This window comes from Streptomyces sp. PsTaAH-137, from assembly GCF_003259365.1.
In the GTDB taxonomy this organism is placed as follows: domain Bacteria; phylum Actinomycetota; class Actinomycetes; order Streptomycetales; family Streptomycetaceae; genus Streptomyces.
In genome coordinates this window covers 78,525-100,067 of record NZ_QLLY01000008.1, presented here as the reverse complement: position 1 = coordinate 100,067, position 21,543 = coordinate 78,525, and the positions used below count along the sequence as shown (strand labels likewise).

The following is a 21,543-nucleotide window of genomic DNA, read 5'->3' as shown; positions in this document are numbered from 1 at the left end:
GAAGCATGTTGCGCGTCTTCCTTGAAGCTGGTTGATGATCGCAAACTCCGCGGTACGCTTCTCTCATGTCTGAACTGCGGGAAGAACGCCAAGAGGTGGGTACATGTGTAGAGCTGTTCGCCGGCGGCGGGGGGCTCGCGATGGCTGTGCACGCCGCGGGCTTCCGCCCGCTTCTGGTGAACGAGTACGCGAAGCGGGCGTGCGAGTCTCTGACGAACAACCCTCCGAACCCAGACGAGCCGAAGAAGCGTTGGCCGCTAGTCCCCGGCGACGTGCGTGACATCGACTTCACTGATCTCGTCACGGACGAGGTCGACGTCCTCGCTGGCGGGCCACCCTGTCAGCCGTTCAGTCTCGGCGGAGTCGCCAAGGGCATGGAAGACGAGCGGAACATGTTTCCGCAGATGTTTCGTGCCATTCGGGAGATGAAGCCGAAAGCGGTTATCTGCGAGAACGTTCGCGGTCTACTTCGACCCTCCTTCAAGCCCTATTTCGACTACATCTTGAACGAGATGCGCTTGCCGTTCGCGGAGCGGGACAAGAATCACGCATGGGAAGAGCATAATGAGATTCTTGAGAAGCTGATCGCCAACGACACGGTTGATCTGTCGGAACGATACGTTGTCAAGGAAATGGCGGTCAACGCGGCCGACTACGGTGTTCCGCAGATTCGGAATCGCGTGATCATTGTAGCGTTCCGCGCTGATCTCGACGTTAATTGGGGCGAGTTCATGCCCAAGGAGACGCATTCCGAAGAGTCGATGGTTCACTCCATGCGCGAGGGTGGACCTTACTGGACAGGGCGGCACAAAAATGTTTCCCCTGAGGCCCGGAAGCGCGTTATCGCTAACCTTCCCGAACTTGATTACGAAGACCCGAAGACCAAGGGGAAGCTGAAGCTAAAGCCCTGGCGCACGCTGCGGGACGCCATCGTGGGTATCGACGAGAACGAGGGGAAGCCGCTTCCGTATGTTACGGAGGAGGCAGTCAAGGGCAAGCTCCCGGTGGGCGGCATCCCCGACCACATTGGGTGGCCTGCGGCTCGTATGTATACCGGGCACACACCGAACGTGTTGGACCGGCCCGCGAAGACAGTGAAGGCGGGTGTGCACGGTGTGCCGGGCGGGGAATCCGTCATGCAGCTCGACGACGTCAACTTCGTCAACTTCGGGGGCGGAAACGGATACCGATACATGACCGTGCGTGAGACCGCGCGAGTCATGACGTTCCCGGACCACGTGGTACTCGAAGGCCCGCGTGGCGAGAAGATGCGCCAGCTGGGCAACGCCGTTCCGGTCAAACTGGGGAAGGTGTTCGCGGACGCCGTAGCTACAGCCCTCAAGTCGGTTGGGGCTCTGGAGGACCCGGAGAAGCGGAAGTGACCGAGCCCGCCAGCGATCGGTCGAGGCGTTGGAAGGATCGAATGCCTTCCGATCGGGCGTGGAAGCCGAGACCGGGAATAAGCAGGGAGGCCCGAGCGGCCGAGCAAGATCGAGCCGCCGGTAGTCGCCTGTCGCGCGCGGTCGTGGTCGGCGAGAGTCGATACGCGCGCGGGTCCATCGCGCTGCGCCTGTACCGCAGCACCCGCCGCATCCGCGCCTACCTACGATGGTCTCAGCAAGGCGAGACACAGGAACGGTATGTCGGCGAGGTAGACGCCACGACTCGTGCCGCGAACCTCGCGCAGGCATGGAAGATGGCTCACGCCGCCGGATACGTGACCGCCGAGCCCGTTCCCGCCGACTCGTGGGCGTCGTCCCCCGCTTCCCGAGCGGTCATGGTCGCCAACAAAGGACGGGACACGAAGCCCGAAAAGCTGTTGCGGTCCGCGCTTCATAGGCACGGACTGCGGTACCGCGTGGGAGTCAGGCCCGTACCCGACCTACGCCGTACCGCTGATGTGGTGTTCACCAAAGCGCGCGTAGCCGTCTTCGTCGATGGTTGCTACTGGCACGGCTGCCCTGACCACCACCGCCCGGCCAAGAAGGGTGCGGCGTTTTGGCAGGAGAAGATCGCAGGGAATCAAGCCCGCGATGCTGAGACCAACGAGGCGCTCCGTAACGCGGGATGGCTCGTCGTCCGGTTCTGGGAGCACGAAGATCCGGAGCAAGCCGCGCAAGAGGTGGGCAAGGCTGTGCGGTCAAGACAGAACTCGCCGTTGAAGTCGAGGTAGAGGCGAGACCTGCCAACTTGCGGCGTCTAGTTCGAACCGCGCCCGTACTCAAGGTTTCCTGGAGGTCTGAGGGGTCCATTGGGGAGATTGAGCCGTAGCTCCTGTCCGTCCTCGGTACCCACCACTTTCCCTTGCTTCCATCCCGTCCGCCGTCGACCCACACGTCTGTGGAGCGGGCGTGGTTCATGGCGTCCAGGTGGAGCGCGCCACTGTACGAACGACCTGGACGCCATGGGCCGCGTCTGCTCGGCTCTGCCTGGGGCGACGGTGGACGGGATGGGAGTCCACCACGCTCACCACGGTGTGCCCGCGGCCGGGAGTGGCGCCCCCCTCACACCCGGTGCCGGCCGATCCCCCGCCGGAGGCATCATCTTGTGCCCACGAATAACGTCCCGCCCTTGCCCGCATGCACGCAGCGCGCCGCCGGGCGCGGCCAGCCGGGGCGCAGACAGGAGGCAGGCCGCGCCGCAGAGGCGGCGCGCGCCCGCGCCGTGCGCGGGCCTTGATGAAGTAGGGAAAGTTCTATCGCGCCGTGTGTTCGCGCTCGGTTCGGTACTCGTCGAACAGACTGAAGAACAGTTCCATGGCTTCCTGGCCTGCGGCCTGAGCTTGTCGCTCAATCTCTGCGGCCCAGCCCAACGAGCTGTGACGGCCAAGTCGTTGCCACAACCACTCGGCGAAGGAGCCTTGGCTCCCAGGGTTCCAGAAGGGCCAGTCTTCGTAGGCGCCGTATGGGTTCAGCGCGATGCGGTAGCCCATCAACATCGAGTCGAGATGCAGCAGCGAGCTGCCGTGCACCCACATCCCTGGACGCAGGCGGACTTCGTCAAGGAGTTCGTAGACGTTGCGGATCTCGCTCGCGTGCCTTGGCGCACGGCGCCGCTCATCAGGGGGCATCAGCTCTGTCGACCTAATGGAGGATGAGCCGGCTGCCGTCGTGGCTCCGCACGTGAGGGCCTGCCCCATCGAGAGCATCCAGGAGTCGGATCGAGTAGACCTCGGCCATGTACTGCGTGACCTCGTCGGGCGTCAGCCACTCAACTGCCGTTGACTCACTCGACGTTCGCTCGATGCCACCCGCGGGCTTGCAGCGGAACACCAGGGCGACGACGCCGCGGGTGGTGTTCTTGTAGACCCCGGTGAGCTCGTCCACCTCGACGTGGATGCCGGTCTCTTCCCAGACCTCGCGGCGTACGCCAGCCTCGGGGGTCTCGTCGAGTTCGAGTACGCCGCCGGGGAGTTCCCAGTGACCGTTGTCCGCGCGGCGGATCGCCAGCAGTCGGCCGTCGTCGCGGACCACCACTCCGGCTACGGACACGGAGTGCAGTGGCGTTGACTGGCCTTCCTGGGCGCTGTTACTCATGTACAGGAGCATAGGAGGAAGAGAAGGACTATGGGAACTGCAGCAGGAGAGAGGAGGGCCGTACCTCGGTACGTGCAGATCGCTGACGACATCGTTCAGCAGATCAGGGGCGGTGTCCTCAAGCCCGGAGACATGGTGCCGAGCGAGTCGGAGCTGGTCGACCGCTACAACGTCTCGGGCGGCACGATCCGTAAGGCCATGGTCGAGGTACGGGCCAGTGGGCTCGTGGAGACCCGGCACGGCAAGGGCTCGATCGTGAAGGACCGACCGCCGGTGCGGCATCGCTCCTCCGACCGCTTCCGCCGTTCGCACCGCCAGGGCGGCAAGGCCGCCTACCTCGCCGAGTCCGCGCAGTCAGGCGCCACGGCAAAGGTCAGCGTCCTCTACATCGGGCCCATGGAAGCCCCCGAGGGTGCGGCCGAACGCCTCGGAGTTGCGGTCGGCACTCAGGTCCTCGCGCGTCGGCGCCTCTACTTCCGCAACGGCACCCCGGTCGAGACGGCTTCCTCGTACCTCCCGTGGGACGTCGTGAAGGACATCCCCGAGCTGTTCGCCGAGAACCCCGGCGGTGGCGGCATCTACGCCCGGCTCGAAGACCACGGGCACGAGTTCGCCGAGTTCGTCGAGACGCTGCAAGCGCGGCCGGCCTCCAAGGCTGAGGCGTCCGAGCTGGCGCTGAGCCCGGGTGCGCCAGTGGTTCACCTGATCCGTGAGGCCCGTACGGCTGAAGGTCGTGTGGTCGAGGTGTGCGACACCCTCATGGCCGCTGACCAGTTCGTTTTCGAGTACCGGATCCCTGCCGCCGACTGACGCTCGCTCAACTCCTCACAGCCCGCCGTGACTTATCTGTCGCGGCGGGTTGACTCATGTATAGGAGTGACGGAGTTCAGTCCCTACATAGGAGTGATCCGCTGTGCGTCAGATCCCCGTCGACACCTCCACCGCCACCGTGATGGTCGCCAAGACCCCGCAGATCAAGATCAAGGACCGCCGGACCGGTGAGATCGCTCTCGACGTCGAGACCGGTGGCAAGTTGATGACCGTGGACGTGCTGTTCGCGGCCAATGACGAGGTGGAGGTCCTGTCCGTCACCGTCCCTGAGGCCGGCGTCTCCGAGGAGCTGACCATGGGCACCCCGGTCGCGCTCACCGGTCTGATCGCCCGGCCGTGGGAGAACGAGTTCAACGGGCAGAAGCGGCACGGCATCGCTTTCCGTGCCGTCGCCGTCACCTCCCTGGTCTCCGGTGCGGCTGAGGCCAAGGCGGCCTGATCATGGGCGAGTTCATCGTCATCGTGCTCGTGGTGGTGACCGTCGCCGCAGGTCTTCTGCGGCGGCGACGCCCCGCCTGGTACTGGGTCTGCTTCGGCGCCGTGCTTGCCTCGGTGCGGATCCTGGTCCGCTATGCCTCCGTGATGGAGGCCTGCGGGCTCACGGTCCCGCCCTCGCGCTGGCGCCTCGCGCTCGCCCGGATGGCGAACCGGCCCGTGCCGGAGTCGCGTTCGCCGCGCATTCTGCGTCTGCGTCCCACCCGGACTGGCCTCGTCTTACGGCTCAAGCTCCGCCCTGGCCAGGACGCCTTCGACTTCTCCGCCGCCACCGACCGGCTCCGCCACTCCTTCGGGATGCAGGGCGTGAGTTCCCGTGAACTGCGTTCCGGTGTCGTCGAGTTGCGGATGACCGGCTACGACGTGCTCAAGTGCGTCCGGATGCCCGCCCCCAAGACCTCCGCGAGCATGTCACCGCTCCGCGTCCCGGTCGCCCTGCGCGAGGACGGAGCGATCCACTACCGCGACTACCGCGCCGTCCCGCACGGTCTGACCCTCGGCGCCACCCAGTCTGGCAAGTCCGTCTACCAGCGCAATCTCGTCTGCGGCCTCGCCCCGCTCGACGTCGCCCTGGTCGGCATCGACTGCAAACAGGGCGTCGAACTCTTCCCGCTCGCCCGCCGCTTCTCGGCGCTGGCCGACAACCCGGACACCGCGCTCGACCTCCTCGAAGCGCTCGTTGCCCACATGGCCGACGTCTACCAGCTCATCCGCGCCGAACAGCGCATCAGCGTCGCCGTTCCGGACGCGGAGATCGCCGCCGACATCTGGGACCTGCCCGCCGGTCTGCGACCGACCCCCGTCGTCTTCCTGGTCGACGAGGTCGCCGAACTCGCTCTTTTCGCCAGCAAGGACGAGGAGAGGCGCCGCGACCGCATCATCACCGCGCTCGTCCGTCTCGCTCAGCTCGGCCGCGCGGCCGGCATCTATCTGGAGATCTGCGGCCAGCGCTTCGGCTCCGAACTCGGCAAGGGCATCACCATGCTCCGAGCCCAGCTCACCGGCCGCACCGCCCACCGCGTCAACGACGAGACCAGCGCCAGCATGGCCTTCGGCGACATCTCCCCGGACGCCGTACTCGCCGCCATCCAGATCTCACCCGACACCCCCGGCATCGCCGTCGCCGGTGACTCAACCGGTGGATGGGCCCGCATCCGCGCCCCGCACACCTCCCTGCGTGACGCCGTGAACCTCTGCAACGCCCACGCCGACCGCACCCCGGACCTTCCCGCGCTCGCCGCCTTCCGGCCCGCCGTCGCCGCGTTCTCCCCGGCCTCCGTGTCGCTCTCAAAGGCCGCCCCGGTCACGGCCTGACCCCTCCGCTCCACGGTCGGCGCGACCACCTCCGCGCCAGCTCCCTACCCCACCCATGCCAAAACAGGAGGCCAGCCCATGGACGCCAACGAGGACTTCGCCCGCACCATCGCACTCCTTCGCGCGCTGGATCTCTACGAGAGGCGCTACGACGCCGACACGGCGTTCATCGCCATCGTCGCTCCCGCACTGGCCTTGTCGCTCCCGATCGGGGTTCTGCCGCCCCTCCTGCTCCGCGACGGCGACGACCCCACGGAGGACTGACCCATGACGGCCCGCACCGCGCTCCGACCGGACGCCGTCCTCGTCCAGGCCGTCATCGCCGGAGCCCTCTCCTTCGCCCACCTGCACGACCTGGCCGACGCAGCCGGACAAGACGGCTGGAAAGCCTGGGCCTACCCGGTCAGCGTCGACCTGCTCCTGGTCGCCGCCTGGCGCCGACTCCGGGGCGACCGTCGCTCCCGGCTCGCCTGGTGCTGGTTCGCCGTCGCGCTGTTCGCCTCGCTCGGCGCCAACGTCGCCACTGCCGGACTCCTCGACATCCAGCACCCGCCCGCCTGGCTGCGGATCGGAGTTGCCTGATGGCCCGCCATCGCCTTCCTCGGCGGCACCCTCCTTGCCCACACCACCACCTCGACACCCACCGAGCCCACGCCGCCGGCACCCGCGGCTGACCCGGAGCCCGAACCCGAGATCCAGGCGCCGACACCGTCAGCCCCAGACGCCGTGGAGCCCCCGGCCCGCGAGGAAGTCGCGGCCCTCCTGGCCACCGCCGAACCCGCCGCCCCGACCACCCCCGCCGTCCCAACCGCCCTCGTCGACCACGCCCGCAAGCTCGCCGCCGACCACCACACCCGCACCGGCACCGCGATCGACACCGACACCCTGCGCGCCCGCCTCGGCGTCCCGCCCCAGCTGGCCGACGCCATCGCCGCCCAACTCATCTGACCTGGAGGGAGAACCACCGTGCCCGCCCACGACCACTTCCACTCGGTGATGCAGATCGGCCCGGTCCAGATCGGCACCCACTGCGACCGCCGCGGCCACACCAAGCACGCCGCCGTGTGCACCGCCGACCGCTGCGGCTGGTCCTCGGACTACTCCAGCCAGTCCGCCGCCCAGCTCGCCGCCCGCACCCACCGCTGCAAGGTCCGCTGAGGAGACACCCATGGACGTCCCGCTCTGGTTCTTCGTCGCCTGCGTCGGCCTGGTCGGTATCAAGCTCATCCGCCCGCCCTGGTGGCTCGTCGCCCTCCTGCTCCTGGGCGGCTACCTCCTCGCCGACAGCCTCCTGGCCCCGGCCATCGACACCGCCGTCAAGTAACCACTCACCGAAGGGAGAACGCCCCGATGATGCTGCGCCCCAAGGTCCCGACCATGCCCGCCCCGACCGGCCACGTCACCCCGTCCGCCGTCATCAAGTCGACCACCATCACGCAGCCCGTCGCCCCGGCACACACGCCGACCGCCACTCCGGCCTCGACGAATCGCCCCACGATTCAGCTCACGTCCGGCGGCCTGATCACCCTCGTCGTCGGCGGCACGACCGTCGTCCTGGTCCTGGGCGCCGTCCTGGTCTCACTGCTCCTCGCGGTCGCCATCACCGCCGGATCGACCGCCATCACCGCGCTCGTCATCCGCTCGCTCATGAACAGCGACCACAAGCGCCGCTGACCGACCCCCGGGCGGCCTGATACCGCCAAGCATCCACCGCCCGGGAGCCGTGCCCCACCGATCCAAGAACCGGAAGGAAGCACCAGCATGGCCCACCGGACTCGCCCTCCGCACGCAAGGGCGCCCGAGCCTGACACGCTGCTCGACCCAACCACCCTCCGCGACCTGCTGAGGGTTGCTTCGGCCGACGACTTCGACCGCTGGCAGGACCAGATCCACCGCACCGGCGGCTGCTCCGACCCCATCCACCTCACCGGCTGGACCCTCACCAAGGACAAGACCACCGGCGAGACCCTGCACCACTACTCCACCGAGACCGAACCCGGCGGCCGCCTCCGCCTCGCCTGCGGCAACCGCCGCGCCTCCCGCTGCCCCTCCTGCGCCTTCACGTACGCGGGCGACACCTACCACCTGATCCGTGCGGGCCTGGCCGGAGACGACAACCGCGACGTCCCCTCCACGGTCCGCGACCACCCCCGCGTCTTCGCCACCCTCACCGCCCCGTCCTTCGGCCCGGTCCACAACCGCCCCGACCGAGGCGCCTGCCGCTGCGGCACCCACCACGCCTCCGACGATCCGACGCTGGGCACGGCCCTCGACCCGACGACGTACGACTACGCCGCTGCCGTCCTCTTCAACAACCACGCGGGCGACCTGTGGATGCGCTTCACGACCCGCCTCCGCCGCGAAATCGCCGCCCGCGCCGGCCTCTCCCAACGAGAGCTGAAGGAGTCGGCCCGCCTCTCGTACGGCAAGGTCGCAGAGTTCCAGAAGCGCGGCGCCCTGCACTTCCACGCCGTGATCCGCATCGACGGCCCGCAAGGCCCCGAGACCCCGCCCCCGTCCTGGGCCACGGTCACGCTCCTCACCGACGCGATCCACGCCGCCGCAGCCCACGGCTACACGTCCGTGTCCGCCCCGGCCGCCGACGACCAACCTGCCCGCACCTTCCGCTGGGGCACCCAACTCGACGTACGCCCCGTCAAAGCCTTCGGAGACGGCTCCGACATCACCGAACAGGCCGTCGCCTCCTACGTCGCCAAATACGCCACCAAGGCCGCCGAGAACACCGGCACCCTCGACCGCCGCATCGGCGAACTCTCCGAACTCGAACGCCACCAGATCCCCGACCACACCCGCCGCCTGATCAAAGCCTGCAAGCACCTCGACCCGCTCTACCCGGACCGGCGCCTGTGGACCTGGGCTCACATGCTCGGCTTCCGCGGCCACTTCTCCTCGAAGTCCCGCCGCTACTCGACCACCCTCGGCGAACTCCGCCAGGCCCGCGCCGACTTCCGCGCCGCCCAAGAACGCGAAGCCCTCGGCACGCCCGACTACGAGCCGGACACCGTCCTCGTCCTGGCCGACTGGCAATACGCCGGCCATGGCCACACCCCCGGCGAATCCGTCCTCGCCACCACCATCGCCCACGACTTGCAGCTCAACCGCGAGACCGCACGCGAAGCGCTCCTCAGCGAAAGGAGCGCCAGGTGACTACGGCAGTCCGCACGCGCAACATGCTCACCCTCGCCGAGGTCTGCGCCGAACTGTGCATCTCGCGCTCGACCTTCTACGACTGGCGCGCCAAGCGACGCGCACCACGCTGCATCAAGCTCCCGAACGGCGACCTCAGGATCCGGCGGAGCGACCTCGACCTCTGGCTCGACGACCGTGAGGACGCCGCCTGATGGAGACGACTTACGACGTCAAGGTGTACAAGATCCTCCCGTACAAGGGCGCCCGCAAGACCACGTACACGGTGCGATGGATGGTCGCGGGTAAGGCATGGCGCGAGCCATTCAGCACGGTCGCACTCGCCGAAGGGTTCCGCTCCGAGTTGATCCAGGCGACCAGCAAGGGGGAGGGCTTCGTCATTGCTACGGGGCTTCCCGTGTCGCACCGCTCCAAGGCGGCCTCCATGAGCTGGTACACGTTCGCCATTCAGTACGTGGATGCGCGCTGGCCCCAACTCGGCGGCAACAGCCGAAAGAACACCGCCAAGACGCTCACAGCCATCACGATCGCTCTGCTGCGCGCTCGGCCCGCCCAGTTCGATCCCGTCGCCGTGCGCACCGCCCTGCGTGAGTGGGCCTTCAACGTGAACCGCCGGCCGGACGCCCCGCGGGACGTTGTGATCATCCTTCGATGGATCGAGCGGAACTCCCTCCCCGTCTCGTCCTGGGAGGATCCCGAGAAGGTCGACGAGGTCCTTCGGGCCATCGATACGCGGCTCGACGGCAAACAGGCGGCAGCATGGTCTCGTAAGCGCCACCGCCGAATCCTCAACGTCGTCATGAAGCACGCGATCCGGCGTCGCATCCTTCGCGCCAACCCCCTTCCCAAGGGCAAGGAAGCAACGACCACCACCAAGACCACGAACGCCGTCGACAAACGTTGCCTGATCAATCCGGCGCAAGCTGCCGCGCTTCTCGACTGGGTCCGTCAGAGGCCGCGGGGCGGTAAGCGGCTGCACGCGTTCTTCGCAGCCCTGTACTACTGCGGGCCGCGCCCGGAAGAGGCAGTGGCCATGCGCGTAGCCGACGTGAAGCTGCCCGATGTCGACGCGAACGACCAGTGGTGCGAACTCCTGATCCACACGGCGACGCCGGAAGTCGGCAAGCAGTGGACGGACACGGGAGAGATCCACGAAGAGCGTGACCTCAAAGGCCGCGCCGAAGGGGAGACACGAACCGTTCCAGGGCACCCCGCCCTGACCCGGATCCTCCGCCAGCACATCGAGGACGAAGAACTGAAGCCCGGTGATCTCCTCTTCCGGGGCGAGAAGACCGGCGTCCTCGCTGGCTCCGTCTTCCGGCGCGCCTGGCGTAGCGCCCGCGAGGCCGTGCTGCCTCCGCACGTCTTCGAGTCGCCCATGGGCAAGCGCGTGTACGACCTCCGGCACACCCGCCTGACCAAGTGGCTCAACGACGGGATCCCGCCCGCTCAGGTGGCCGACTGGGCAGGCAACAGCGTCCCCGTGCTGCTCTCGATCTACGCCCGGTGCGTCGACGGCCAGTTGCCGGACCTGAAGAGGCGGCTCGAAGCGGCTGGGGATCTCGAAGACCTCACCGACACCGACTGACCCACAGACCGCCCCGCCGCCGAAAACTTCGACACGTATTCGACACAGCGACCCGCAGAGACCCGGTTTCAGCCGGACAGCCCCGGACCCACCCCATGATCGGCGGGGGAGTGGCCGGGGCTTCTGCGTGTGCATGTAAAGGGCCTCTGACCAGCAGAAAGGCCCCACCGAAGTGAGGCCTCTGAGAGGCGCCCCCGGCAGGACTCGAACCTGCGGCCAAGCGCTTAGAAGGCGCCTGCTCTATCCACTGAGCTACGGGGGCCGGTGTGTGTGGCCGGTGGCTCGGCCGGATGGAAGTGGGGGTGATCCATGACCTTGCCGGGGACAAGGATAGGGCTCCCGGGTCCCGGTCCTTGCTGCTTCGCCTCCGCGACGCGATGTGGAGGTTCAGTGAAGCGATCCTGATAATCGCAGGTGGGTACGAATCCTGCATCGCTTTTGGCGACTCCAGCCACGGGTGTTGTGCACTCGTTATGCCTGCGCCCCCTGTTTACCCTTCCGTCCCGCTGTGTGCTTCCTGTGGCGTATCACGCCCCTTTTGTGGCGCCGTCGGAGGCTTCGGCTGGGCCTCCTGGTCTGTTCTGGCGTGTTATCGGCGCGCAGGTGCGCTCATATGCTTCAGAAAGCCACCAAAATTGGGCATTCTTCGCATGTGGTGACCTTGGACGTACGGCCTCAGCTGCTCGACGCACTTACCGCGCTGCGCGACCGTGTCGCCGCCGCGCGCTTCCCGCTTCCCCTCGCGGGGGCGCCACGCGCGCGTGCCAACAGGAACGAGTTGCTCGCACAGCTCGACGACTACTTGGTGCCCCGGCTGCGCGCTCCCGAAGCGCCCCTGCTCGCCGTGATCGGCGGGTCCACCGGTGCCGGCAAGTCCACTCTGGTGAATTCACTCGTAGGGCGTGTGGTGAGCGAGGCCGGTGTGCTGCGGCCGACGACCCGTACACCTGTGCTGGTCTGTCACCCGGACGACCACCACTGGTTCTCCGGGATGCGGGTGCTGCCCGACCTCACGCGCGTGTGGGTGCCCCGCCAGGCCGACGACGAGGCCGCGGACCCGGACGACGACGCGCTGGACCCCGTACTGGAGGACGGGGAGCAGGTGCTCAGGGTCGAGACCGCGGGCACGCTGCCGCAGGGGCTCGCGCTGCTCGACGCGCCCGACGTCGATTCCCTCGTCGACGAGAACCGACTGCTGGCGGCTCGGCTCGTGAGCGCCGCCGACGTCTGGATCATGGTCACCACCGCCTCCCGGTACGCCGACGCGGTGCCGTGGCATCTGCTGCGTACCGCAAAGGAGTACGACGCCACTTTGGTGACCGTGCTCGACCGCGTACCGCATCAGGTCGTCGCCGAGGTGTCGCGGCAGTACGGGGCCCTGCTCACCAAGGCCGGGCTCGGCGACGTACCGCGCTTCACCGTTCCCGAGCTGCCCGAGTCCACCGGGAACGGCGGACTGCTCCCCGCGACCGCCGTGGCGCCGCTGCGGGCCTGGCTCACCCATCGTGTCCAGGACTCCGACGCCCGGGCCATCGCCGTGACCCGTACGGCGCGCGGCGTGCTCGACTCGCTCCGGGCCCGCATGCCGGAGCTGGCCGCCGCCGTCGCCGCCCAGCACTCGGCCGCCGTACGGCTCACCACCGCCGTCGAGGAGGCGTACGAGAACGAGCACGCGCGCGTACGCAGCCGTTTGCAGCGGGGCGGCGTGCTCGCCGGTGACGCCCTCAAGCGGTGGCGGAGCTATCCGCTGGACTGCTCGGCCGGGGAACTCCTCGACGCGCTCGTGGAGAGTCTCAGCGCTCTTCTTTTGTGCGCCGTGAGCGCCGCCGACCAGCGCGTCGACGAGGCCTGGCGGCGCGAACCGGGCGGCGCCGCACCCGAACTGACCGGGCGGGACCCCGAGCTGGAGAGCGCCGAGCACCGCATCGGGATGGCCGTACGACGGTGGCGGCGGGTCCTTGAGGAGTACGCGGAGGAGGAAGTGCGGGCCGTCGGCGACCTGCAAGGCGTCGCGCCGCCCGAGCCCGAGGTCGTCGCCGCGCTCGTCGCCACCGCGCTGCTCGGCGGCCGGCGGGCCAGGGCCGCGGGTGAGTACCTCGCCGAGCGCATCGGCGCGCAGGGCGCTCTGAAGCTGCGCGACCGCGGTGGGCGGCTGCTCAGCGAGTACCTGGACACCGTGCTCGGCGCGGAGCGCGAACGCCGGCTCACGCCGCTCGACGGACTCGGCGTCACCCCGGAATCCCAGGCCGAACTGATCGCGGCCCTTTCGCTGCTGCAGAAGGAGAGGTGAGGGCGGTGACCGCCGTCACGGATCACGACACCGAGTACTCCGATCAGCCTCAGGGCCCGCAGAGTGCGGAGACCGCTGAACCGTCCGTGCCTCCGAAGGCAGGCGCCTGGGACGACGGGCTCATCGCGCGGCGGGCCGCCGGACAGGCGGGAGACCTCCTGGAGACGGCGCCGCCGGCCGGCACGGGAACGTACGACGACGGACAACTGAAGGAGCGCCTGGACGCGCTGCGCGAGCTCGTGGGCCTGTCCAGGACCCGTCTCGACGGGCCGACCCTCGCCGAGGCGGGCCGGGTGCTCGACGAGGCCGCCGCCCGCCGCAGGCTCTCCGCGCGGCACACCGTCGTGGCGGTGGCCGGGGCCACGGGCAGCGGGAAATCGACCCTGTTCAACGCCCTCGCGGGTGTGCCGCTGTCCGAGACCGGGCTGCGCCGGCCGACCACCTCCGCGCCGATCGCGTGCAGTTGGACCGACGGCGCGGCGGGGCTGCTCGACCGGCTCGGCATCCCCGGCCGCTCGCGGCGCAGGCCGCTTCAGGGGCAGCACGCCGACACGCCCCTCGACGGGCTCGTGCTCATCGACCTGCCCGACCACGACTCGGCCGCGCCCGCGCACCGCGAGCAGGTCGACCGGGTGCTCGCCCTCGTGGACGCCGTGATCTGGGTCGTCGACCCCGAGAAGTACGCCGACGCGATGCTGCACGAGCGCTACTTGCGGCCCATGGCCGGGCACGCCGAGGTGATGTTCGTCGTGCTGAACCAGGTCGACCGGCTGCCGGGCGACGCCGCCGAACAGGTCCTGGACGACCTGCGGCGCCTGCTCGACGAGGACGGCATCGCGCTCGGCGAGCACGGCGAACCGGGCGCCACCGTGCTGCCGCTGTCCGCGCTGACCGGGGACGGCGTCGGCGACCTGCGCGAGGCCCTGGACCAGTTCGTCGGCGAGCGGCGCGCCGCCGCCCGACGGATCGGCGCCGATGTGGACGCGGCGGCGCACCGGCTGCGCCCGGTGTACGCGGCCGGGCGGCAGACCGGGCTGAGCGAGGCCGCCCGCGAGGAGTTCGCCGACCGGCTCGCCGAGGCGGTCGGCGCGGCAGCCGCCGGACAGGCCGCCGAACGCGCGTGGGCGCGCGGCGCGAACAAGGCCTGCGGCACGCCCTGGCTCAGGCTCTGGCGGTGGTACGAGGCCCAGCGCGCCGCCACCGCGAGCGCCCCGGCCGCCGCGCCGCCGGCAGAGGAGGAGACCACGGCGCGCCAGCGCGTCGAGCACGCGGTACGGGCCGTCGGCGACGCGGCGGCGACCGGGCTGCCCACGGCCTGGGGCCAGGCCGTGCGCGAGGCGGCCACGCGGGGCGCCGAGGGGCTGCCCCAGGCGCTCGACGAACTGGCCGTGGCGGCGGACGGGCCGGACGCGGGGGCCCGGCAGTCGGGAACGGCGTCCGGATCCGGTGCGCGGCCGCCGCGCCCGGGGTGGTGGCCGGTCGCGGTGCTGGCGCAGGTTTCGATGACTGTCCTTCAGGTGCTGGGCGGGCTGTGGCTGTTGGGCCAGATCGTCGGGGTGGTGTCGCCCAACCTCGGGGTGCCCGTGCTGATGATGCTGACCGGCATCGTGGGCGGGCCGTGCGTGGAGTGGGCGTGCCGGTTCGCGGCGAAGGGGCCGGCGCGGCGGTACGGGCAGGACGCGGAGCGCCGGTTGCGGGATGCCGCGGCGGCCTGCGGCAGGGCGCGGGTGCTCGATCCCGTCGCGGCGGAGCTGCTGCGGTACCGGGAGGTGCGGGAGCAGTACGTACGGGTGAGGGGGATTTCCACAACCGGCCGGTAGGGCACAGGCGGCGGCGGGATATCGGGGGCGGGGGCAGTCTGGGGATCGCGGTTCGGGAGGGGCCCGGGCCGCGACCGTCGTCAGGTGGCCGGTGCGGTGACCTGACGCGGTCTTCGGATGATCAGGGGAGGGCGTACGCCATGAACGAGACGCTGCTGACGGTGGTGGGGAATGTCGCGACGACTCCGGTCTACCGGGAGTTGCCGACGGGGCCGGTGTCGCGGTTCCGGCTCGCGGTGACCCCGCGCCGCTTCGACCGGGTGCGCAATGAATGGGTGGACGGGCACACCAACTTCTTCACGGTGTGGGCCAACGGGCCGCTGGGCGCCAATGTGCAGGGCTCGATCACCATCGGTGAACCGGTCATCGTGCAGGGCCGGTTGAAGGTGCGGGACGAGGAGCGCGGCGGCCAGCACTGGACGTCGGCCGACATCCAGGCGAGCGCGGTCGGCCACGATCTCTCGCGCGGCACGGCGGCGTTCCGCAGGGCCACGCGGAAGGCGGCGGGCGCGGGTGGCGAGCATCCGGCGCAACAGGCACTGGACGAGCCGTCGTTCGAGATCGAGCCGGAGCCGGTCGGATGACCCGCCGTGCATGACGGCCGGTCACGAAACGCCGCCCATGAGCCGCCGGTGATGTGGCGATTGGCCCACTTCGCACATGGTTTCGGGGATAACGATTCCGATTCGGATCGCCGGGCGGACGAAACCTCAAAGAACCGCCACAGCCGACTTCCTTAGGATGCGCAAGGAGTTGCTGGTCTCCTTCCTGATCTCAAAGGCGCGTCCGAGGGCTTCGGAGGCTCCGGAGGTTTCGAGGGGCTCAAGAGTCGGCCGGGCCCCCTCAAGGGGGTTCAGGGTCGTTCGGGTCGGCATTGATTCTGGCGGCGGGACATCACCCCCCATGCTTCAACGCGTCCTGCCTGAAAGGGAATTACGTGTATTCAGTGTTCACGCGGGCCGCACGGTGCGGGCGGTCCACCGCCCGGGTCGCCGCGGCGGCTCTGGTGTCGGGGCTCGTGATGGCCGGCGCGATATCCGGTGCGGGCCCGGCCCGAGCGGTCGACGGTGCCCCGGAGCAGAGCAGCGGGGCGAGCGCCGTCATCAGCGGCATGGACACGCACGGGACGGCCGTCGTGCACGAGGACGGCAAGGGCGAGCAGGTCTCCGCCGGCCTGTTCCTGATGACCGTCGACGGCGGCGGCATGCTCCAGACGTACTGCGTCGACATCCACAACCCGACACAGACCGACGCCCGGTACCAGGAGACCGCCTGGAGCAGCACCTCGCTGGGCGGCAACAAGGACGCGGGCAAGATCCGCTGGATCCTGCAGAACTCGTACCCGCAGGTCAACGATCTCGCCGCGCTGGCCCGCAAGGCCGGCACCAAGACTCTCACCGAGCAGGACGCCGCGGCCGGCACCCAGGTCGCCATCTGGCGCTACTCGGACCAGGCCGACGTCGAGGCCGTCAGCCCCGCCGCCGAGAAGCTCGCCGACTATCTGCAGCGCAGTGCGCTGACCCTCACCGAGCCGACGGCGTCGCTGACGCTGATGCCGCAGGCGGTCTCCGGGCACCAGGGCGAGCGGGTCGGACCGGTCACGGTGCGCACCGACGCCGACAGCGTCGGTGTGACGCCGCCCGCCGAGGCCGCCGCGGAAGGCGTGCGGATCGTCGACCAGAAGGGCGAGCCGGTCACGTCCGCCACCGACGGCAGCCGTCTGTACTTCGACATACCCGAGGACGCCGACGCGGGTTCGGCGGCGCTGACCGTGCAGGCCTCGACGACGGTGCCGGTGGGCCGCGCCTTCACCTCCGACACCCGCAGCCAGACGCAGATCCTCGCGGGCTCCAGCGAGTCCACGGTCTCCGCGACCGCCACGGCGACCTGGGCGAGGCAGGGCGCTGTCCCGGCCCTCTCCGCGCAGAAGAACTGCGACAAGAGCGGCGTCGACATCACGGTGGCCAACAAGGGCGACGAGCCGTTCACCTTCGAGCTGATGGACGAGAAATACACGGTCCCGGCCGAGGCGACGCGGACGGTGACGATACCGCTGCAGGAGGACCAGGCCTACGACTTCACGATCGAGGGCCCGCACGGTTTCGAGAAGCGCCTGCGCGGCATCCTCGACTGCCGCACGGCCTCCGCGGCCAACGCCGACGACAACGGCCTGCGCACCCAGACCACGACCCAGCCCAGCCCCGCCTCGGTGGGTGGCACCGGCACCCCCGGCACGGACCTGGCCGAGACCGGTGCCTCGAACGCGACCCCGGTGATCGCGGGTACGGCCATCGTGCTGGTCCTGGTCGGCGGCGCCGCGCTGGTCCTCGTACGCAAGAAGAAGGCGCCGGCGGAGGGGGAGTCCGGGGGCGAGTGAGTAGTGAGTGCGGGGTCCGTCGGGGGAGGGGCGAGATGTGATCTCCCCCGCCCCTGACCCCGCACCACGGGCGGCGTCAGCGCAGGCCGAAGCGCTCGGCCAAGGTGGCGATGTCGGTGGTCGTGGCGTTGCCTCCGCAGATCACCAGGCCGAGGCTGGCGTCCTGGCCCACGCGTGCGACGACCTGACGGGCGGCGGGCAGCAGGCAACCGGCGGCGGGTTCGGCCCAGACCTTCGCGTGGTCGGCGAGGTCCAGTGAGCCCTGGACGGCCTCGGCGTCGGTCACCGTGAGCACGTCGGTGAGCAGCGCCGAGGCATGGTCGTAGGTGAGCTGGGAGGCGCTGGGAGCACTGAGCGTCGAGACGACCGAGGACAACTCGACCGGGATCGGCCGGCCGGCTTCCAGGGCCGCCGACATGGCCTGAGCGCCTTCGGTCTCCACGCCCCAGAGGCGGATTCCGGGGCGAGCCGCGCGCAGTGCCGTGGCGACGCCGGCGGCCAGCGCACCGCCGCCGATGCTCACGAGCACGTCGGTGAGATCTCCGGCATCCTGCGCGAACTCCAGGCCGACCGTGCCCTGGGCGGCTACGACAACGGGGTCGTCGAAGGGATGGACCAGGGTGAGCCCCGCGTCCCTGAGCTCGTCGGCCAGGGCGAACGCGCCGTGCATCGTGTCGGCGATGTGGACGGTCGCTCCGGAGCTCTCGGCGGTGTCCTTGGCACCGGCCGGGGCGGAGCGCGGCATCACGATGGTCGCCTTGATGTCCAGCAGGCCCGCCATGACGGCCAGCGCGATGCCGTGATTGCCTCCGCTGACCGTGACGACTCCGGCGGCCCGTTCCGACTCGCTGAGCGTGAGCAGTCTCGCGGTCGCGCCCCGGGCCTTGAACGAGCCCGTGCGCTGGAGCAGTTCGAGCTTCACGGTGGTCGGCACGCCCAGGAGCGCTGACAATCCAGGGCTCGGAACCGTCGGGGTCCGGACGACGTACTCGGCAATCCGCTCGGCTTCCGCTTCCACATCCGCGACAGTGATCAGCACGTCCGTCTCCACCCCAGGTCACCAAGCAGCGCACGGCCTTCGCAGCTGCACCGCATCACAGTGCGGGGCGCGCGCCGGGGTGTCCAGCGCGCGGTGGTGTGCCGACCGGATCACTGGGGCGCGGGCAGGCACTCGGCGAGCAGGTCGACGACGTCCCGCCAGGCTCGCCGCGCGTGCTGCGGGTGAAAGCCGACTCCTGGGCGCACGGTGTGGTCGACCGTTGGGTGATGGAAGGCGTGCAAGGCGCCGCCGTAGACCACGAGGCGCCAGTCGACCCCCGCGGCCTGCATCTCGGCGGCGAAAGCGTCCCGTTGAGCGGGCGGCATGATCGGGTCTTCCGATCCGACCCCGGCCCAGACCGGGCAGCGGATGCGCGCCGCTTCTCCCGGTCGGCCCGTGGTCAGTGCGTTGACCGTCGCGATCGCGCGCAGGTCTACGCCGTCGCGCCCGAGTTCCAGTGCGATGGCGCCCCCGGTGCCGTAGCCGACGGCGGCGATCCGGTCCGGGTCGGTCCGCGGCTCGGCGAGCAGCACGTCGAGCGCCGCGTGACCGATGCCCCGCATCCGGTCGGGGTCGGCGAGCAGCGGCATGCACCGGGCCAGCATCTCCTCGGGGTCGCCCAGATAGCGCCCGCCGTGGAGATCGAAGGCCAGCGCCACATAGCCGAGCTCGGCGAGCGCATCGGCCCGGCGCCGCTCGACGTCACTGAGCCCCACCCCCTCGGGCCCGACCAGAACCGCGGGCCGACGGCCGACACCGGCCGGGAGCGCGAGGTGCCCGACCATCGTGAGGCCGTCGGCCGCGTAGGCGATCGTGCGCGTGGTAACCGTCGTCATGAGCTTGGACTGTAGGGACCGTCGAGCCCGGTCGGTCCGGTGTTCTGCCTCCGGCAGAAGGCAGGTCTCCGATGTATTCCGGAACGAGCCCGTCTGCGGCTCAGGCGAGATCGTCCACGGGATCCCCATCGGGCGGGGCCGGGAGGCGTGGACGCGGCGCTGACGAGACCCAGTTGCCTGCCCTGGGCACTTGGTCCATCTCGGGGCCTTGGCACGCCCGAGACGGACCAGTCAGGCTCTGATCGCCGTTGGCCCGACAGCCTCGTGGCCGGCACCCAGGTCGGTGCGCATCACGCCGCGCATCTGCTCCCAACGCGCCCAAAGGCGAGTGAAGTCGACTCGTATGTCGTCGAAGGCTCCATCCGGATCCGGATTCCCTTCTTCCAGACTCATGATTCGCCGGTAGACCTCGGAGAGCGCCGTGGTCATCCCATCCAATTCGGCCAGAACCGCGGTGGACGCGATGAGCTGAGCCTCAGCGAAGACCGAGTGGTGGTGGCTCCGAGCCTCCTCGACCGATTCCCGGGCTTCCGGCGTGACAGCTTGCTTCTGCACGGTCCACAGGAAGTTCACGAGCTGCGTTCGGTAGCGTCGAAAGGACGCGTTGACCTGCATATAGCTGTCGCGCCGACGATTCAGCTCGGCCACCCGCTGCTCGCGCTGCCACTGAACTTCCGCCACTCGCTGCTCCCGCTCGAACTGCGCCGATTGAACGCGGGCCAGGGAGCGTTGAGACAGGACAGAGGCGATGAGCGTGCCAGCCACACCGACGACCGCAACAGCCAACCCGACGAGTGCGCTTCCCATGGAGCCCCCTGATCGATGGAGTGAGTCGTGCGAACAGCATCTTGCCTGCAAGGGGGTGACCGTGAATGCTCTTCCGCGCCGCCGCCGATCGCTTCTGGGCACGGGCGGATTCGCCGAGTGGCTTTGTTCCTGGGATTGGACAGCCGACGCCGACGGCAGGGGAAGCCCGGTGCTGTTCGATTGCCGGCGGCTAGAGGAATTCGACCAAGGCGCCCTGCGCCAGGTTCTCGGCGATCGTTCGCAGCCATGGGCTGCGAACGGCCGGCAGCCGGGCCAGGATGTGTTGGAACGTTCCCCGGTCGGCCCGGAACAGGGCGTTGGAGAGCTGGGGGAGCGGGTCGTCGCGAAGAACGTCTTTGGGCATGCGGCCCGAGGCGGGAACCGGCAGGTACGGCTGCGGAGAGACGAGCCACAGCCACACCCCCAGCGGCAGGGGCACCAGGTATGCCGACGTGGTGGGGCCGGCCGGGGTCCAAGGTCCACCGGTCTGGGGATGAAGCGGTACGAGGAGGATGTCGACGTCCGCGTCGGGGCAGGGCCGTCCTGGTCCGGCCAGAACGGCGCGCCGTCGCGGGGAACCCGCGGGTATCAGGGCGTCGAGCGCGCGTTGGAACACGTCCGCGACCAGCCCGTCAGGGACCTCCACCGGCTGCCCCTGGGAGGCAACCAACAGGTGGGCGAGCGCCTGGCCGGCTGCCGCCTCCCATTGTGGGCTCCACGACCAGTAGTGGTTCGATCCGAGCTGTCCTCCCCACGTGGCAATCGGCTCGAACGGGGGCGTTTTCTCTCCCCTCTCTGCCAGTTCCGCCCAGGGGACGAGCACAGCTTGTGCACCGTCGACGGGGACGCGATGCACGGCGTTTGAGCTGAGCCGCACTTGCTGCCAGAGCGAGCAGTCGTCGACCCTGCTCGCCACGGGGAGGCCGCACGCATCGCAGGCCATGTTGGGCCCGTCGGCCCCGTCCACGCCACAGCAGGCGCTGCCGCGCTCCTCAGGAATCAGCCGGGTGCCACGGATATCGCCTGGCGCGATGACGCTCGCCCCGGGCGTGGCGTCGGACAGGGCGTGCACCTGCGCGTAGATGCCGCGTGCCTCTGCTTCACTCGGGTCGATCTCGTCCCACATCCGCCACGGTCCACCCCACGGCTCCGGGTCCACGGCAAACGTCCCGGACCGCATGAGCACCGGAAGCTGAATCCCGTTCCCATACTTCTGACGTGCGTGGATCGGCAGTGGCACCTGAGACAGCGGGATCGTCAACTCGGCACCGCACCCCGCACACACGAAAACGAACAAATGGCCTCCGCCTGGGCAACAGAGGCATCGTCGCAGCCCGGCGACGACCGGCCAACTGATTTCTCATCCGTTGTGGGAAAGCAACGTGCCATCGTCGCGTGCGATCAGAGGACACGACTGTCGGAGGCCACAACTGTCGGAGGCC

General features: G+C 69.5%; 22 protein-coding genes, 1 tRNA gene and 1 pseudogene. 17 read left to right on the top strand and 7 right to left on the bottom strand.

What is annotated here, in order from left to right:
* Nucleotides 1-65: 65 nt before the first annotated feature.
* Both K377_RS19295 and K377_RS19290 read left to right on the top strand, forming a co-directional pair.
* Complete coding sequence (locus K377_RS19295) at nt 66-1,382, top strand: DNA cytosine methyltransferase (RefSeq protein WP_111664662.1); 1,317 nt, start codon at nt 66-68, stop codon at nt 1,380-1,382.
* 143 nt (nt 1,383-1,525) lie between these two features.
* On the top strand, nt 1,526-2,173 hold the full coding sequence (locus K377_RS19290; protein WP_258395083.1) for a very short patch repair endonuclease: 648 nt from the start codon (nt 1,526-1,528) through the stop codon (nt 2,171-2,173).
* 522 nt (nt 2,174-2,695) lie between these two features.
* Here the strand turns inward: K377_RS19290 and K377_RS19285 are convergent.
* A complete protein-coding gene (locus K377_RS19285) occupies nt 2,696-3,070 on the bottom strand; it encodes a hypothetical protein (protein ID WP_111664660.1) in 375 nt (124 codons plus the stop codon).
* Between the two features lie 13 nt (nt 3,071-3,083).
* Entirely contained in the window at nt 3,084-3,548 is a 465-nt protein-coding gene (locus tag K377_RS19280) for an NUDIX hydrolase (protein WP_161195064.1), read from the bottom strand.
* An 18-nt stretch (nt 3,549-3,566) separates the two neighbouring features.
* Between K377_RS19280 and K377_RS19275 the strand changes: the two genes are divergently transcribed.
* The 11 genes and pseudogenes from K377_RS19275 to K377_RS19225 all read left to right on the top strand — a co-directional run bounded on the left by K377_RS19275 (nt 3,567) and on the right by K377_RS19225 (nt 10,932).
* On the top strand, nt 3,567-4,346 hold the full coding sequence (locus K377_RS19275; protein ID WP_111664659.1) for a GntR family transcriptional regulator: 780 nt from the start codon (nt 3,567-3,569) through the stop codon (nt 4,344-4,346).
* Nucleotides 4,347-4,449: 103 nt separating this feature from the next.
* Entirely contained in the window at nt 4,450-4,806 is a 357-nt protein-coding gene (locus K377_RS19270) for a hypothetical protein (RefSeq protein WP_111664658.1), read from the top strand.
* A 2-nt stretch (nt 4,807-4,808) separates the two neighbouring features.
* Entirely contained in the window at nt 4,809-6,176 is a 1,368-nt protein-coding gene (locus K377_RS19265) for an FtsK/SpoIIIE domain-containing protein (RefSeq protein WP_111664657.1), read from the top strand.
* Between the two features lie 78 nt (nt 6,177-6,254).
* Nucleotides 6,255-6,440, top strand: a complete 186-nt coding sequence (locus K377_RS19260; RefSeq protein WP_111664656.1) for a hypothetical protein — start codon at nt 6,255-6,257, stop codon at nt 6,438-6,440.
* Between the two features lie 3 nt (nt 6,441-6,443).
* Nucleotides 6,444-7,124: pseudogene (locus K377_RS19255) on the top strand (DUF2637 domain-containing protein).
* Nucleotides 7,125-7,142: 18 nt separating this feature from the next.
* Nucleotides 7,143-7,334: a mobile element transfer protein gene (locus tag K377_RS19250; RefSeq protein ID WP_111664655.1), complete on the top strand. Its 192-nt coding sequence runs from the start codon at nt 7,143-7,145 to the stop codon at nt 7,332-7,334.
* Between the two features lie 10 nt (nt 7,335-7,344).
* Nucleotides 7,345-7,500 (top strand): hypothetical protein, encoded by a 156-nt coding sequence (locus K377_RS19245; protein ID WP_111664654.1) that lies wholly within the window; start codon nt 7,345-7,347, stop codon nt 7,498-7,500.
* Between the two features lie 29 nt (nt 7,501-7,529).
* The gene (locus tag K377_RS19240) at nt 7,530-7,850 is read left to right on the top strand and encodes a SpdD-like protein (protein ID WP_111664869.1); all 321 of its coding nucleotides are present in this window, start codon (nt 7,530-7,532) and stop codon (nt 7,848-7,850) included.
* Nucleotides 7,851-7,937: 87 nt separating this feature from the next.
* Complete coding sequence (gene repSA, locus K377_RS19235; RefSeq protein WP_111664653.1) at nt 7,938-9,344, top strand: replication initiator protein RepSA; 1,407 nt, start codon at nt 7,938-7,940, stop codon at nt 9,342-9,344.
* A complete protein-coding gene (locus tag K377_RS19230; protein WP_111664652.1) occupies nt 9,341-9,538 on the top strand; it encodes an AlpA family transcriptional regulator in 198 nt (65 codons plus the stop codon). Before repSA ends, K377_RS19230 begins: the two co-directional genes overlap by 4 nt.
* Nucleotides 9,538-10,932: a site-specific integrase gene (locus tag K377_RS19225; protein WP_111664651.1), complete on the top strand. Its 1,395-nt coding sequence runs from the start codon at nt 9,538-9,540 to the stop codon at nt 10,930-10,932. Before K377_RS19230 ends, K377_RS19225 begins: the two co-directional genes overlap by 1 nt.
* 189 nt (nt 10,933-11,121) lie before the next feature.
* Here the strand turns inward: K377_RS19225 and K377_RS19220 are convergent.
* A tRNA-Arg gene (locus tag K377_RS19220) sits at nt 11,122-11,194 on the bottom strand.
* Nucleotides 11,195-11,584: 390 nt separating this feature from the next.
* Here K377_RS19220 and K377_RS19215 point away from each other — a divergent pair.
* From K377_RS19215 to K377_RS19200, 4 genes are all read left to right on the top strand, one after another.
* Nucleotides 11,585-13,222, top strand: coding sequence for a dynamin family protein (locus K377_RS19215; RefSeq protein ID WP_111664650.1), 1,638 nt, complete (start codon nt 11,585-11,587; stop codon nt 13,220-13,222).
* A gap of 5 nt (nt 13,223-13,227) precedes the next feature.
* On the top strand, nt 13,228-15,042 hold the full coding sequence (locus K377_RS19210) for a YfjP family GTPase (RefSeq protein WP_309252236.1): 1,815 nt from the start codon (nt 13,228-13,230) through the stop codon (nt 15,040-15,042).
* Between the two features lie 140 nt (nt 15,043-15,182).
* The gene (locus K377_RS19205; RefSeq protein WP_111664649.1) at nt 15,183-15,626 is read left to right on the top strand and encodes a single-stranded DNA-binding protein; all 444 of its coding nucleotides are present in this window, start codon (nt 15,183-15,185) and stop codon (nt 15,624-15,626) included.
* A 353-nt stretch (nt 15,627-15,979) separates the two neighbouring features.
* Nucleotides 15,980-17,419, top strand: a complete 1,440-nt coding sequence (locus tag K377_RS19200) for a Cys-Gln thioester bond-forming surface protein (RefSeq protein ID WP_258395082.1) — start codon at nt 15,980-15,982, stop codon at nt 17,417-17,419.
* Nucleotides 17,420-17,495: 76 nt separating this feature from the next.
* Here K377_RS19200 and K377_RS19195 read toward each other — a convergent pair whose 3' ends face one another.
* From K377_RS19195 to K377_RS19180, 4 genes are all read right to left on the bottom strand, one after another.
* Nucleotides 17,496-18,470 carry a pyridoxal-phosphate dependent enzyme gene (locus K377_RS19195; protein WP_111664648.1) on the bottom strand — a complete coding sequence of 325 codons (975 nt, stop codon included), beginning with the start codon at nt 18,468-18,470 and terminating at the stop codon, nt 17,496-17,498.
* 98 nt (nt 18,471-18,568) lie between these two features.
* A complete protein-coding gene (locus K377_RS19190) occupies nt 18,569-19,294 on the bottom strand; it encodes a dienelactone hydrolase family protein (RefSeq protein ID WP_111664647.1) in 726 nt (241 codons plus the stop codon).
* 231 nt (nt 19,295-19,525) lie between these two features.
* On the bottom strand, nt 19,526-20,101 hold the full coding sequence (locus K377_RS19185; RefSeq protein WP_111664646.1) for a hypothetical protein: 576 nt from the start codon (nt 20,099-20,101) through the stop codon (nt 19,526-19,528).
* Between the two features lie 190 nt (nt 20,102-20,291).
* Nucleotides 20,292-21,398 (bottom strand): hypothetical protein, encoded by a 1,107-nt coding sequence (locus tag K377_RS19180; RefSeq protein WP_111664645.1) that lies wholly within the window; start codon nt 21,396-21,398, stop codon nt 20,292-20,294.
* Between the last annotated feature and the right edge of the window lie 145 nt (nt 21,399-21,543).